Here is a 14,013-nt window from a genome sequence, read left to right on the forward strand (position 1 = left end):
AACACATATTATGAATCGATATAATGTTTGTCAACAGACTGTCAGTCGTTCCATGATGTCGCGCATCCCCTCCTGTCGTCTGACCCATCGCCGCCTATGAACGCCCCTATCACGCCCGATGCGCTCGCCGCGCTGCGCGAATCCGCCGAAAAGTGCTGCGCGCTGCTCAAGGCGCTCGCACACGAAGACCGTCTGCTGCTGCTCTGCCAGCTTGTCGAAGGCGAGCGCAACGTCGGCGAGCTTGAAGCGCTTGTCGGCGTGCATCAGCCCAGTCTGTCGCAGCACCTGGGCGTGCTGCGCGAGGAAGGCCTCGTCGAGACGCGCCGCGAAGGCAAGTACATCTACTACCGCCTCGCGGGCAACGAAGTCGTCCAGGTGATGCAGACGCTCTCCAGCCTGTATTGCGGCCGACTTAAAGCCCGTCCGGCCTGAGCACCGCCGCCGCCATTCACTCAGCCATACCAGGAGCATTCGAGCCCATGCAAATCGTGCAACACGACTCGCGCTTCGCGAGCGCCGACCAGATCACGCCCGCCGATCTCGCCGCCATCGCGGCCGCGGGCTTCCGTTCGGTCATCTGCAACCGGCCGGATGGCGAAGGCGGCCCGGCGCAGCCCGCGTCGAGCGACATCCGCGCGGCCGCCGAACAACTCGGCCTGCAGTTCGCGTATCTGCCGGTCACGCCCGGCAAGATCGGCGCCGACGATATCGCGCAATTCGCGCAACGGCTCGCCGATCTGCCCGCGCCCGTGCTCGCTTACTGCCGCACCGGCAACCGCGCGACCAATCTCTGGCAGTTCGCGCAGGCGAGCGCCGTGGCAGCGCCGCTCGCCGCTTCGAGCCTGGCCAGCGCGTCCAGCGCAAAAGCCGCCAGCCATGCCGAGCCGTGGGACGTCGTCGTGATCGGCGGCGGAACGGCGGGCATCAGCGCGACGGCGAGCCTGCTGCGCCGCCAGCGCAATCTGCGCATCGCCATCGTCGAGCCGAACGATCACCACGACTACCAGCCCGCCTGGACGCTCGTGGGCGGCGGCGCTTTCGACGTGAAAAAGACGCGCCGCCCGATGGCGAGCGTGATGCCGCAAGGCGCGACGTGGATTCGCGCCGGCGCTGAGCGCGTCGACCCCGCGCAGAATCTCGTGCGCCTCACGAACGGCGAGAGCGTCGCCTACAAGCAGTTGATCGTGGCGCCTGGGCTGCGGCTCGCGTGGGAGCGGATCGCCGGGCTTCAGGACACGCTCGGCAAGAACGGCGTGACCTCGAATTACCGCTACGACCTCGCGCCCTACACGTGGGAACTCGTGCAAAAGATGCAGGGCGGCACCGCGCTCTTCACGCAGCCCGCCATGCCGATCAAATGCGCGGGCGCGCCGCAGAAGGCCATGTATCTCGCCTGCGACCACTGGATGAAGCGCGGCGTGCTGCCGAAGGTGAAGGTGGAATTCGATCTGGCGGGCGCCGTGCTGTTCGGCGTGCCGACCTTCGTGCCGCCGCTCATGGCGTATGTGAAGCGCTACAACGCCCAGCTCGAATTCAGCTCGAACCTGGTCGCCATCGACGGCCCCGCGCGCAAGGCCACCTTCGAAGTGAAGGACGCCGATGGCAACGTCACGCGCGTCGACAAGCGCTTCGACATGATCCATGTGGTGCCACCGCAGGTCGCGCCCGACTTCATCCGCGAAAGCGATCTGGCCGATGCGGCCGGCTGGTGCGAAGTCGATCACGCCACGCTCCAGCATCCGCGCTGGCCCAATGTGTTTTCGCTGGGCGACGTGTGCTCGGCGCCCAATGCCAAGACAGGCGCGGCGGCGCGCAAGCAGGCCGTGATCGTCGCCGAAAACCTGCTGGCCGCGCGCGCTCACGCTGAAATGCGCTACCGCTACGACGGCTATGGCTCGTGCCCGCTCACGGTCGAAAAAGGCAAGGTCCTGCTGGCCGAGTTCGGCTACGGCGGCAAGCTGCTGCCGACCTTCCCGCTCGACCCGACGCGCCCGCGCCGCCTGATGTGGTTCCTCAAGGCCAGCTTCCTGCCGCGCTTTTACTGGAGCGGCATGCTCAAGGGCCGCGAGTGGTTCACGGGCGCAACGGCCAGCGACGCGCAAGGCTGAGTCGATAACGATAAAAGGGAGACGCCGCGATGGACACCGCCCTGTTCGTGAGCACCGCGCTCGGCTCGGTCGTCGGGCTGATTCTGGCGCTGACGGGCGCGGGCGGCGCCATCGTCGCGGTGCCGCTGCTGGTGTTCGGGCTGGGCTTGAGCGTGGCGCAGGCCGCGCCCATCGGGCTTTTCGCGGTGGCGCTTGCGGCGGGCATCGGCGCGCTGCTCGCGCTGCGCGAAGGCAAGGTGCGCTACAAGGCCGCCGCGCTGATGGCCTCTGCCGGCGCGGTGATCTCGCCCGCCGGGTTGTGGGTGGCGCATCGCGTGCCGGATGCGCCGCTCATGCTGGTGTTCGCGCTGGTGCTCACACGCGTGGCGTGGCGCATGTTTCGCCAGCCCGCCGGCACGGCCAACGACCTCCACGGCGGCGCCGAACCCTACCCCTCCGACCTGCCCTGCCGCCTCAATCTCGAACGCGGCAAACTCGACTGGACCGCGCCCTGCGCGCGGGCGCTCGCGCTTTCAGGTGCGATGGCCGGGTTTCTCTCGGGGTTGCTCGGCGTGGGCGGCGGCTTCGTGATCGTGCCGGCACTCAAGCGCGCCTCCGATATTCCGATGCAGGGCATCGTCGCCACGTCGCTCGCCGTGATCGCGCTCGTATCGACGGCGGGCGTGGCAGCTTCGGCGGCGAGCGGTCATATGCTCTGGCTCGATGCGCTGCCGTTCGCGGCGGGCGCGCTAGCCGGGATGCTCGTGGGCCGCGGCTTCGCGCGCCATGTGAGCGGCGCGCGCCTGCAGCAGTCGTTTGCGGTGTTCGCGGGCTGCGTCGCGGTGGGCATGGCCGTGAAGGCCGTCCACGCGCTCGTGGCCTCAAACATCGTTTGAGTCTGCTTCAACCTTCGAAATCCAGCCCGCCGATCAAAATCTCCGGCTCGCCCTGCGTGCGCGTGGCGAAGTCCACGGGGCGCGCCGTTTCCCACGACGCCATCTTGCGCACCGTCGCTTCCAGGTAGTGCGCGAAACGCGCCTCGCCGCCGGGTTCCATGAGACGCTCGATCTCGTCGATGTCCCAGGTCAGCGAGACATTCAGCGCATACGCATAGGGATGCCGCGCCTCGCCCGGCTCGCCACGCAGGCGCACGCGCGTGGGGTGGCCATGCCCCGCATGGGGCACGACATCGACCTGCACCGTCGGCCCGAAATGGCCTGCGAGTTTCGCGGCGATGCGCGGCGCGAACGCCTCTTCGAATCGATGGAGGGCTTCGTTACTCATGCGCGGGTGTCTCCGTGGCTTATGTTCTGATGTCGTCCGGCACATCGTCGCATACGCGTGCCGCATCGGCCAGCCTGGACGCGAGCGCGTAGGCCCGCCGCTTCTTCAACCGGCGACGCGCGCCGAGCGGGCGGCCCGCGCCGCAGCCAGCGTGCCCCGCAGCCCTTCGAGCGAATAGAGCGCGAGCGCGACCCAGATCGCGCCATAGCCGATCAGGCGCACCGATCCGAACGGCTCGCCGTAGATCAGCACGCCCGTGAGCAGTTGCAGCGTGGGCGTGACGTACTGGATCAGCCCGAGCATCGACAACGGAATGCGCCGCGCGGCCGCCGCGAACATCAGGAGCGGCACGGCCGTGACCGGCCCGGCCGCGGCCAGCAGCAACTGCACGCCGAGCGACGCATGAGAGAAATGGCTCGCGCCCGCGAGACCGATCGCCGTCAGATAAACGAGCGCCACGGGAAACAGCAGCACGGTTTCGAGCGTCAGCCCTTCGAGCGCGCCCAGCTTCGCGGTCTTGCGCAAGAGCCCATAGCCGCCGAAGGTCGCCGCGAGCGCAAGGCTGATCCACGGCGGCGCGCCGTTCTGCCAGGTCAGCCAGGCCACGCCCAGCGCCGCGATCGCCACCGCGCACCATTGCAGGGGCCGCAGCCGCTCGCGCAGGAACGCATAGCCGAACACCACGTTGATGAGCGGATTGATGAAGTAGCCAAGACTCGCCTCGACGATATGCCCGGCGTTGACGGCCCAGATATAGATGCCCCAGTTGGCCGAGAGCAGCACGGCGCTCGCCGCGAAGCGCGCGACCAGCCGCCGGTCGCGCAGCGCGGGCCGCAGCCAGTTCCAGTGATGCCGCACGACCAGCACGCCGACGATGAACACGAGCGACCACGCCATGCGATGCGCGAGCATTTCGAGGGCGGGGATCCGGTGGAGCGTCTTGAAGTAGATCGGAAAGAGGCCCCACATCACGAAGGCGGACAGGGCGTAGGCGATGCCGGAATTCATAGGCGTTCGGGTTGGATTGATGCGAGATTGGCACGCGATTGACACGCGATTGACGCCGATCGTGCCGGCGGATTCGGCCGTCACCACGGTCGGAGGCATCGGTGCGGGACAAAACCGTAGCACAGAATTTCAGGAAGATTTCGTCCATCCCAGCGCCCGAGCGCCGGTTTTGCGACAATAGCGGACTTTCGCCGATCCGCGCCGCCGCGATGCACCTACCTCATATCGAACCGCTCTATTCGCTGTCCGGCCTCGCGGTCGGCTTCCTGGTCGGCCTGACTGGCGTGGGTGGCGGCTCGCTGATGACGCCGATCCTCGTGCTGCTCTTCAACGTCCACCCCGCCACCGCCGTCGGCACCGACCTGCTCTATGCGGCCGCGACGAAGTCGGCGGGCACGCTGGTGCACGGGCTCAAGGGGTCGGTGGACTGGCGCGTGACGCTGCGCCTTGCGGCCGGCAGCGTACCGGCGGCCACCATAACGCTGATACTGCTGCATCGCTACGGCATGGACACGCCGCGCGCCGGGCATCTGATCCAGGCGGTGCTGGGCGCGGCGCTGCTGATCACGGCGGTCGCCCTGCTATTCCGGCCTCAGCTGGCCGCCTTCGCGGCGCGCCATCGCCACGGCCCGAGCGAAACGCGCACGCTGCTCTTCACGATACTCACGGGGGCGATTCTGGGCGCGCTGGTGTCGCTGACCTCGGTGGGCGCGGGGGCGATCGGCGTGACGGTGTTGCTGCTGCTTTATCCGGCGCTGCCGACGGTACGCATCGTCGGCTCCGATGTCGCCCATGCGGTGCCGCTGACGCTGCTTGCGGGCGCCGGGCACTGGCTGCTTGGCTCGATCGACTGGTCGATGCTGCTTTCGCTGCTGTGCGGCTCGCTGCCCGGTATCGCCATCGGCAGCATGCTGTCCTCGCGCGCGCCGGAGAAACTGCTGCGCATGCTGCTCGCCGCGACGCTCACGCTCGTGGGCGTGCGACTCGTGCTGGCTTGATCCGGTCCGCGGTCCGATCGCGGGCAGGCATACCCTCCACCCGCGCGGCCATGCCGCCGCGCGTCTTTCCCCGTTATTTTCCCGCCCGTGCGGCCCTGCGGCTCAGGCGTAAGGCGCGCGGCTGAAGAAGCGGCCGTTCAGATCGGTCTCGAACTGGCGCAGCCACTGGCCGCGCGCGTCGATACGGTAGGCCTGGGCCCACGCGCCGCGCCGCACGATCAGCAATTCGCCATGCTCGGGATCATCGGGATCGGCTTCGCCGCTCACGTTGAAGTGGATTGGAGCGAAGCCGTGCCGCGCACAGGCCAGTTCGAAGGCTGCGCGATCGACGAGCGGCAAGTCGGCATAGGTATGAATGGTCATGACAGTGTCCGGCAAGGAGCCACAAGCGACTCATGGGGTCTGCATGATTCCAAGGTATACCCCCAAACACGCGAAAGCTGTGTGTCAGTCCACATTTAATGCCGCACATCCGCCATTGCCCGTGCAGATTGTCCGAAAAAAACAGGCCCCGGTTACGCGCCGGGGCCTGTTCTCGCGGTACTTCGCGCGCCTCGCCGAAGCGAGGCGGCTCGCGGCCGATTACGGCTGCATTTATTGCTGCATGACCGTCAGCTTGTTCGCGACCGACTTCACGCCTGCCACGCCTTGCGCGACCTGGCCTGCCTGGTCGATCTGACCCTGATCCGGCACCGTGCCGGTCAGCGTGACGGCGCCCGAGCGCGAACGCACGGTGATGTTCGACACGTCGAGGCCCTGGGCCTTCGAGAGCGCCTTGCGCACGGTATAACCGAGCTTGCGGTCAACCTTCTTGGCGGACGGCGCCGGGGCCGCCGACGTCGTGGCCGCGGCGCTCGCCGCCGAATTGCCCTGCGCATACACGCTGCATGCGACCGTCACGCAGGCCGCAGCGGCCAGAGTCTTCAGAAAAGCGACCGATTTCATGTTTTCTCCTTATTGCTATCGCGTTGTTGCTTCACACGTTGCTTCGCTCATGGCCTGGCCACGTGGCGAAAATGGACCGCCTCTTCCTGTGGCTGGACGAAGTGGCCCGTCCGGCCCAGTCTGACGGCTTCGGTACGACACCCACGGGCAGGCATGCGAGCGCATGCGCGCGTCAAGACGTAGCGACACTGCCATGGTCAGGACACGCTGAGGCGAGAGGCAAGGATCGGGTTGCGCGAGGCAATACGCCTGCGTCGATTGCTATCAAGCTTCTGTGTGCTTGCTTGTCATAGTCGCGGTCGATCGATTCGACTCTGTGCTGGATTTCGGGCGGAGCGCCTGAGCGCGCCGCAGCGACTCACAATTTAGCCTGGGCGGCGCGCAAGCGCAAAGGATTTAGGGGCCGACGCGGCGTGCGCGCCACGCCTCGCCGCATGGCGCTGCGGCCGCCATTCTCATGTAACATCGGCAGGCGGCGGGCGCACGACGCACTCATGACACATCGCCCCTGCACCGGCGGCGGCGCGCAGCGCGCCCGCGAGGCGCCAATCGCTAGCGATCGGTTAGCGATCGCCAGACACGCCCGGACGATCCGCCGCCGCAAGACCCGAACCTCCCGAGGCCCACCACTGCCCGATGAAGTCCCCCTCCGGCCGCAAACCTCCTGCCCGTCTCGTCGCACGCTTCGTGGCGATTTCGTGGCGCGACCTGGCCGTCTCGTTCGGCCCCATCCTGCTGGTGAGCGTGGCGGCCATCTGGCTCGCCGTGCGGCTGATCCAGCCCGCGCCGCCCAGCACCCTGACGATGAGCGCCGGCCCCAAGGGCAGCACCTTCTGGAGCGCCGCGCAGAAGTACAAGACGATCCTCGCGCGCAACAACATCACGCTGAACGTGCTCGAATCGGAAGGCTCGGCGCAGAATCTCGCGCGCCTGTCCGACCCGGCCTCGCATGTCGATGTCGCGTTCGTGCAGGACGGTCTCTCGAGCAAGGTGCCCGAGGGACTGGTCTCGCTGGGCAGCGTGGCTTATGTGCCGCTCGCGGTGTTCTATCACGGGCCGCCCGTCACGCGTCTGTCGCAATTCGAAGGCGAGCGCGTCGCCATCGGCGCGCAAGGCAGCGGCACGCGCGAACTCGCGCTCGCGCTGCTCAAGGCCAACGGCATCGAGCCGGACGGCAAGACCCAACTGCTGCCGCTGTCCGGCGACGACGCCGCGCGTGCGCTCGTGGCGGGCAAGATCGACGTGGCGTTTCTCGCGGGCGATTCCGCGCAGCCGCCGGTCATGGGCCGCCTCATGCGTATGCCGGGTGTGCGCTTTTTCGACTTCGCCCAGGCCGACGCCTATGCGCGCCGCTTCCCCTACCTCACGGCGATCACGATCCCGATGGGCGCGTTCGACTTCGGGCGCAACCTGCCCGCCGCGCCCCTGCACTTCATCGCGCCGACGGCCGAACTGGTCGCGCGCGACTCGCTGCATCCGGCGCTCTCCGACCTGCTCATCGAAGCGGCCAAGGAAGTCCACGGGCGCTCGACGCTGCTGCAGCGCGCGGGCGAATTCCCCGCGCCGCGCGCGCAGGACTTCCCGATCAGCGACGATGCCGCACGCTACTACAAATCGGGCAAGAGCTTCCTCTATCGGCTGCTGCCGTTCTGGCTGGCGAGTCTCGCCGACCGCTTGCTCGTCGTGCTCGTGCCGATCATCGTCGTGCTGATTCCGGGGCTGCGTCTCGTGCCTGGGCTCTACGCCTGGCGGGTAAAATCGCGGATCTACCGCTGGTACGGTTCGCTCATTGCGCTGGAGCGCGCCGCGCTCGCCGACAATTCGCCCGAAGAGCGCCGCTCGCTCATGCGCCAGCTCGACAAGATCGAGGAGTCGGTGAACGGCATGAAGATGCCGCTCGCTTATGCGGGGCAGTTTTACGTGCTGCGCGAACATATCGGCTTCGTGCGCGAGCGGCTGCTGGCCGTGCGCGAGAAGCTCGAAGCGACGCGCGACGAAGCGGACAAAGCGGACGAAGCGCATGAAGCGCAAGGCAAAGGCAGCGCCCAGGACTGAACAGCCCCGGATGCCGACGAACCCGCAAGCCGCGCCCAGGCAGGACAAAGGCCGGGGCGGGCACGTGAGGAAAGTCCCGAGGTAAAAAAGCAGCACGCAGAACCGAATACGATCGATACTCGAACGACGGGCCGCCGGTGCGGTCCGCATGAAGCCCATCTCGGAGGAACAGCATGATCCGCGGCATCGACGCCAACCAGCCGGCCTGGTTCTACGACTTCGTGTCGCCGTTCTCGTACCTGCTGCTGGAGCAGTACGACAAGTGGCCGGGCTTCGACTTCGTGCCGACGCCGGTTCTGCTCAGCGACCTCTACCGTCATTGGGGCACGCCGTATGGCGGCGCGGTTCCCGCCAAGCGCATCTTCACCTATCGCCATGCGCTCTTTCGCGCCGAACAGCTCGGCATTCCGCTGAAGATGCCGCCCGCGCATCCGTTCGACTCGGTCAAGCCGATGCTGCTGGCAATCGCCGCGGGCGGCGAATTCGCCTGCGTGCGCGAGATCTTCCGTTTCATCTGGCGCGAGGGCCGCGACCCGTCGAGCGACGAAGGCTTCGAGCAGTTGTGCGAGCGCGTGGGCATCGCGCACGGCGAGGCGCTGATCGAAGAGGAAGCGGTGCGCGCGCAACTGCGCCGCTACACCAACGATGCGATCTCGATGGGTGTATTCGGCGTGCCGACCTTCTGGATGAACAAACAGCTCTTCTGGGGCGAGGACGCGCTGCCGATGGTGCTCTACGTCGCGCGCTCGCCGAACTGGCTCGACTCGCGCGAGGTCAAGCGCATCAGCACGCTGCCCTCGGGGCTGGTCAAGCCGGAAACCGCTTAAGGCCAGTCCGAATCTGCGTCAGGCGCGACCCTCGGCGGCGCAACTGATGCCCGCCATAGGGCGCACCCTATGGCGGCCGGGCGCGTGGCGGCATAAGGTTATGCCTGAAGCCGTGCGCGCGCAGCACGGCAGCCGCTCCCCACGCGGCCTCCAGAGCCGGATTTCAAGCCCCCACGCCTTTGCATCACATGGACGACACTGCCCTTTCCCTCGACATCTGGCTCGTGCGCGTGCTGCGCACGCTGCTGGTCGAGCGCAGCGTCACGCAGGCCGCGCTGCGGCTGAACCAGACCCAGCCGGCCATCAGCACGGCACTGCGGCGGCTGCGCGAGATCCTCGGCGACCCCATCCTCGTGCGCGGCAAGTCCGGCATGGTGCCGACCGAATATGGCGAGTCGCTGCTCGCGCACGCCCAGCGCGTGCTGCGCGACGTCGATTTCGTCGCCACGCCGCACGGCGACTTCGACCCGGAGCGCTCGAAGCGCACCTTCCGCGTGGCCGCACCCGATTACCTCAACGACTTCTTCATGCCGACGCTGATCGCCTGGTTTCGGGAGGCGGCACCGGCGGCCCGGCTGGAGATCCTGTCGCTGTCGCCCACGCTCGACCACTACGGCGCGCTGGAGGCGGGCGAGCTTGACATCGTGATCGGCAACTGGCCGAAGCCGGACGCGCGTTTCGCGCGCAGCGACCTGTTCACGGACCGCATCGTCTGCATGATGCGCGCCGAGCATCCGCTCGCGCGCGGGCCGCTCACGCGCGAGGCTTACCTGGCGGCGGCGCACCTCGCGCCCACGCCTTATACCGGCGCGAACGCCAGCCCTGTCGATATCGGCTTCGCGAAGGCGCGCGCGCACCGGCACATCGTCGCGACGCTGCCCTACTTCGGCCTTGTGCCGCAGGTGCTGCTGCAATCCGATCTGATCTTCACCACGACGCGGCGCTTCGCGACGCACTACGCAGGGCTGCTGCCGATCGCCGTCGCCGAGCCGCCGTTCGCATTTCCGCGCATTCGCTGCTATCAGATGTGGCATCCGCAACCGGACCGGCCGAGCGACGTGCACTGGCTGCGCGATCTGATCGAAGGCGTGTCGGCGTCGTTGACGGTGCGCGGCGGCAAGCGTGCGAGCGGCACGCGTAGCAAACCGGGCGCGCAGGCGGTTTCTGCATCGACGCAGGAAGAGGCCTGATTCCACGCCGAATCATTCGGATACCGAATCGATGGAAAATCCTGGCTCAGCGCGACGCTTGCTGAGCTACTTCGACACCTTCATTTTCCATTCGGGCTGACCCGCTAGCACGAAGTCACCATCGCCGGTCTTGACGACTGAGCGGCACCAGTCGGTGACGTCCTTGCGCCAGTCCACATGGCTGCAGAACTGTCCGTCGTCGGATATTTTCCAGGTGCCGGTACCGAGATGCGTGTGATGCTTCGACGTCATGAAGCCGGAACTCCAGACCGCTTCGACGCTACCGTCGCTGGCGTCTTTCCACAGCGTCGTCGAGCCGTCCTCGTAGGTGATCTCGATCTGCGCGCCCGGCAGCAGTTGCTGGAGTTCGTCGCGCGTGAGCGGCGTGGCGCCGTCGGCAAAGGCCGGCGAAGAGGCGAGCGCGGGGAGCGCGACCGCAAGGCTTGCGAGCAGGACTTTCATGTTTGACCTCTTTTACCGTCATGCAGCAGCACAAAACATATTGGGCGGCACGTAGGCCGCCCAATTCATTGAAGCTGCTGCGAGGTCCAAAAGCAAATTGATGCGCTTGCTACATTCACGCGTCTATCGCGTGCTTTGTGCTCTTTCGAATCGATTACGCCTGTGCGAATGCCTCGCGATGCACTTCGTTCGGCAACTTCACCCGCATCTGCATCAACTGCGCCGCCACCGCCACGGCGATCGACGACGGCGCCTTGTCCACGATTCCCCTCACGCCGATCGGGCAAGTGATCTCTTCCATACGTTCCGCCGCCACGCCACGCTCGACCAGGCGCCGCTCGAATTTCACGCGCTTGGTCTGCGAACCGATCAGTCCGAACCACGCGAAATCGCGCCGACGCATGATGTGCTCCGACAACTCGAAATCGAGCGCATGGTTGTGCGTCATCACGATGAAGTACGTGCCGGGCGGCGCTTCATCGACGATCGCGGCGGGCGTGTCGGTCGCTTCGACCTGCACGTTCGCCGGCACTTCGTCGGGGAACAGCTCGTCGCGCTCGTCCACCCACTGCACGACGCACGGCAGCATGCCGAGCAGCGTCACCAGCGCGTGCCCCACATGCCCCGCGCCGAACAGCACGACGTGCATCGGCCCGTACTGCGGCACCGGCGTGCTGCGGCGGCCGATCACGACACGGCCGGTTTTATCGACGTTCACGCAATGATCCGGATGACCTGGCATATCCCGCTCCTCTCGTTCGACCTGGTCTCAACCGCGCGCCATCGTGCGTACCGCGCGCACGCCTTTAAGGATTTCCTCGGCGGTCGCGGGGGCGTTCATCGGCGGATTGAAGCGGTAGTCGGCCACGCTCGCGACGGCGTCGCGGATCGCGAAGAACACCGAGAACGGCAGCAGCAGCGGCGGCTCGCCCACGGCCTTCGAACGGTGGATGCTGTCCTCGGCGTTACGGTTGTTGAAGAGCTTCACGCTGAATTCGGGCGGCGTGTCATTCACGGTCGGGATCTTGTAGGTGGACGGCGCGTGCGTCATCAGCTTGCCGTCCGGCTTCCACCAGAGTTCTTCCGTGGTGAGCCAGCCCATGCCCTGAATGAAGCCGCCTTCCACCTGCCCCACGTCGAGCGCGGGATTGAGCGACGCGCCCACGTCGTGCAGCGCATCGGCGCGCAGCACGCGCATTTCGCCCGTGAGCGTATCGATCACGACTTCCGACACCGCCGCGCCGTACGAGTAGTAGTAGAACGGCCGCCCGCGCAGCGTCGCCTGATCCCAGTAGAGCTTGGGCGTGGCGTAGAAGCCGTCCGACCAGAGTTGCACGCGCGCAAGATAGGCCTTCTGCACCAGCGTGCCGAACGGCACGACTTCGTCGCCGACGATCGCGCAGTCGTTGGCGAAGCGCACGTCCGCCGCGCTGACACGGCCCTTGCCCCACGTCGTGGCCGCGAGCGAGGCGAGCCGCTCGCGCAACTGGCGCGCGGCGTCCTGCGCGGCCTTGCCGTTCAGGTCGCTGCCCGTCGAAGCTGCCGTCGCCGAGGTATTGGCGACCTTGCTCGTGTCCGTGGCCGTGACGCGCACCCGGCCGAATTCGATGCCAAGCTCATGCGCGACGACCTGCGCGACCTTGGTGTTGAGGCCCTGGCCCATTTCGGTGCCGCCGTGATTCACTAGCACGGAACCATCGGTGTAGATGTGCACCAGCGCGCCAGCCTGGTTGAAGTGCGTGACGTTGAACGCGATGCCGAATTTCACCGGCGTAATCGCGATGCCCTTCTTGAGCACTTCGTTCTTCGCGTTGAATTCGCGGATCGCGGCGCGGCGCTTGCGATAGCCGCAGCTTTCCACCAGCTCGTCCATCAACTCGCGGATCACATTGTCTTCGATGGTCTGGCCGTAGGGCGTCTCGTTGTTCTCGGTCTTGCCGTACAGATTGCGCAGGCGCACGTCGAGCGGATCGAGGCCGAGCGAGCGCGCCACATCGTCCATGATGTATTCGATCGCGAACGCGCCTTGCGGGCCGCCGAAGCCACGAAACGCCGTGTTCGACTGCGTATTGGTCTTGCCGCAGAAGCCCGAGATCGACACGTCGGGCAGCCAGTAGGCGTTGTCGAAGTGGCAGACCGCGCGCGTCATCACAGGGCCGGACAGATCCGCCGAGAAACCGCAGCGCGAGGTCATATCGACGCTCACGCCTTCGATCGTGCCTTGATCGTCGTAGCCCACTTCGTAGGTGTAGTGGAAGTCGTGCCGCTTGCCCGTGATCATCATGTCGTCGTCACGGTCCGGGCGCAGCTTCACGGGGCACAGCAGCTTCCACGCGGCGAGCGCCGCGCAGCACGCGAAGATGCCCGACTGCGATTCCTTGCCGCCGAAACCGCCGCCCATGCGCCGGCATTCCACCAAAACATTGTGCGAGGCCACGCCCAGCACGTGCGCGACCAGATGCTGCATTTCGCTCGGGTGCTGCGTCGAGCACCAGACATGCATGCCGTCGTCGTCCTTCGGTACCGCGTAGGCGATCTGCCCTTCCAGATAGAACTGCTCCTGGCCGCCCAGCAGCATCTCGCCTTCATGGCGATGCGCGGCGCGTGCGGCGCGCGTGGACGCTTCGCCGCGCGCGAGCTTCATCGGCGGCAGCACCGATTGATTCGCGGCGCGCGCCTGCTGCGCCGTGAGGATCGGCGGGAGTTCTTCGTACTGCACGTCGGCGCGGCGCGCGGCGAGGCGCGCCGTATCGTGTGAGGTCGCCACGACGATGAACATCGGCTGCCCCACGAATTGCACGATGCCGTCGGCCAGCACGGGGTCGTCGTGGATGATCGGGCCGCAGTCGTTGACGCCGGGAATGTCCTCGGCGGTGAGCACGGCCACGACGCCCGGCGTCGCGCGCACTTTCGCGAGATCCATCGAGACGATGCGCGCATGCGGCTTCTGCGACAACCCGAGCGCGGCATGCAGCGTGCCGGCCACGGTCGGAATGTCGTCGGTATAGGTGGCGCGTCCGCTCACGTGCAGATGCGCGGATTCATGCGGGCGCGAGACGTGCACCTGGGCGAAAGGTTCGCGCGCCTTGGCTTCTTCCAGGAACGGTTCGGCTTGCTGGTTCATGGTTTAGTTCTCCGTATCTCTTGCGTACTGCTT

Annotated in this window: 14 protein-coding genes; 7 read left to right on the plus strand and 7 right to left on the minus strand. The window is 66.8% G+C overall.

The features are described 5' to 3' along the window. The first annotated feature begins 96 nt into the window (after positions 1-96). The 3 genes from B0G62_RS01860 to B0G62_RS01870 are packed head-to-tail and all read left to right on the plus strand — an operon-like array spanning position 97 to position 2,983. Positions 97-432: an ArsR/SmtB family transcription factor gene (locus tag B0G62_RS01860; RefSeq protein ID WP_103701955.1), complete on the plus strand. Its 336-nt coding sequence runs from the start codon at positions 97-99 to the stop codon at positions 430-432. A 47-nt stretch (positions 433-479) separates the two neighbouring features. Next, positions 480-2,108, plus strand: coding sequence for a bifunctional protein tyrosine phosphatase family protein/NAD(P)/FAD-dependent oxidoreductase (locus B0G62_RS01865; RefSeq protein WP_103701957.1), 1,629 nt, complete (start codon positions 480-482; stop codon positions 2,106-2,108). A gap of 29 nt (positions 2,109-2,137) precedes the next feature. Next, positions 2,138-2,983, plus strand: coding sequence for a sulfite exporter TauE/SafE family protein (locus B0G62_RS01870; protein WP_103701959.1), 846 nt, complete (start codon positions 2,138-2,140; stop codon positions 2,981-2,983). 7 nt (positions 2,984-2,990) lie between these two features. Here B0G62_RS01870 and B0G62_RS01875 read toward each other — a convergent pair whose 3' ends face one another. Both B0G62_RS01875 and rarD read right to left on the minus strand, forming a co-directional pair. Further along, positions 2,991-3,371, minus strand: a complete 381-nt coding sequence (locus tag B0G62_RS01875) for a DUF5594 family protein (protein ID WP_103701961.1) — start codon at positions 3,369-3,371, stop codon at positions 2,991-2,993. Between the two features lie 105 nt (positions 3,372-3,476). After that, on the minus strand, positions 3,477-4,379 hold the full coding sequence (rarD, locus tag B0G62_RS01880) for an EamA family transporter RarD (protein WP_103701963.1): 903 nt from the start codon (positions 4,377-4,379) through the stop codon (positions 3,477-3,479). A gap of 209 nt (positions 4,380-4,588) precedes the next feature. Here rarD and B0G62_RS01885 point away from each other — a divergent pair, with 209 nt between their 5' ends. After that, entirely contained in the window at positions 4,589-5,377 is a 789-nt protein-coding gene (locus tag B0G62_RS01885; protein ID WP_103701966.1) for a sulfite exporter TauE/SafE family protein, read from the plus strand. A gap of 102 nt (positions 5,378-5,479) precedes the next feature. Here B0G62_RS01885 and B0G62_RS01890 read toward each other — a convergent pair whose 3' ends face one another. Together B0G62_RS01890 and B0G62_RS01895 are read right to left on the minus strand one after the other, a co-directional pair. After that, entirely contained in the window at positions 5,480-5,740 is a 261-nt protein-coding gene (locus B0G62_RS01890) for a hypothetical protein (RefSeq protein ID WP_103701967.1), read from the minus strand. Positions 5,741-5,971: 231 nt separating this feature from the next. Beyond that, positions 5,972-6,322 carry a BON domain-containing protein gene (locus B0G62_RS01895; RefSeq protein ID WP_103701969.1) on the minus strand — a complete coding sequence of 117 codons (351 nt, stop codon included), beginning with the start codon at positions 6,320-6,322 and terminating at the stop codon, positions 5,972-5,974. Positions 6,323-6,958: 636 nt separating this feature from the next. Between B0G62_RS01895 and B0G62_RS01900 the strand changes: the two genes are divergently transcribed. From B0G62_RS01900 to B0G62_RS01910, 3 genes are all read left to right on the plus strand, one after another. Then, positions 6,959-8,377, plus strand: a complete 1,419-nt coding sequence (locus B0G62_RS01900) for a TAXI family TRAP transporter solute-binding subunit (RefSeq protein ID WP_103701971.1) — start codon at positions 6,959-6,961, stop codon at positions 8,375-8,377. Between the two features lie 173 nt (positions 8,378-8,550). After that, positions 8,551-9,204, plus strand: coding sequence for a 2-hydroxychromene-2-carboxylate isomerase (locus tag B0G62_RS01905; RefSeq protein WP_103701972.1), 654 nt, complete (start codon positions 8,551-8,553; stop codon positions 9,202-9,204). 188 nt (positions 9,205-9,392) lie between these two features. Then, positions 9,393-10,394 carry a LysR family transcriptional regulator gene (locus B0G62_RS01910; RefSeq protein WP_103701974.1) on the plus strand — a complete coding sequence of 334 codons (1,002 nt, stop codon included), beginning with the start codon at positions 9,393-9,395 and terminating at the stop codon, positions 10,392-10,394. Positions 10,395-10,460: 66 nt separating this feature from the next. Here B0G62_RS01910 and B0G62_RS01915 read toward each other — a convergent pair whose 3' ends face one another. From B0G62_RS01915 to xdhB, 3 genes are all read right to left on the minus strand, one after another. Beyond that, positions 10,461-10,856 carry a DUF995 domain-containing protein gene (locus B0G62_RS01915; protein ID WP_103701976.1) on the minus strand — a complete coding sequence of 132 codons (396 nt, stop codon included), beginning with the start codon at positions 10,854-10,856 and terminating at the stop codon, positions 10,461-10,463. A 154-nt stretch (positions 10,857-11,010) separates the two neighbouring features. Continuing rightward, positions 11,011-11,598, minus strand: coding sequence for a xanthine dehydrogenase accessory protein XdhC (gene xdhC / locus B0G62_RS01920; protein ID WP_103701978.1), 588 nt, complete (start codon positions 11,596-11,598; stop codon positions 11,011-11,013). Positions 11,599-11,625: 27 nt separating this feature from the next. Next, positions 11,626-13,980: a xanthine dehydrogenase molybdopterin binding subunit gene (xdhB, locus tag B0G62_RS01925; RefSeq protein WP_103701980.1), complete on the minus strand. Its 2,355-nt coding sequence runs from the start codon at positions 13,978-13,980 to the stop codon at positions 11,626-11,628. Between the last annotated feature and the right edge of the window lie 33 nt (positions 13,981-14,013).

This window comes from Paraburkholderia eburnea (genome assembly GCF_002917095.1).
Taxonomy (GTDB): Bacteria; Pseudomonadota; Gammaproteobacteria; order Burkholderiales; family Burkholderiaceae; genus Paraburkholderia; species Paraburkholderia eburnea.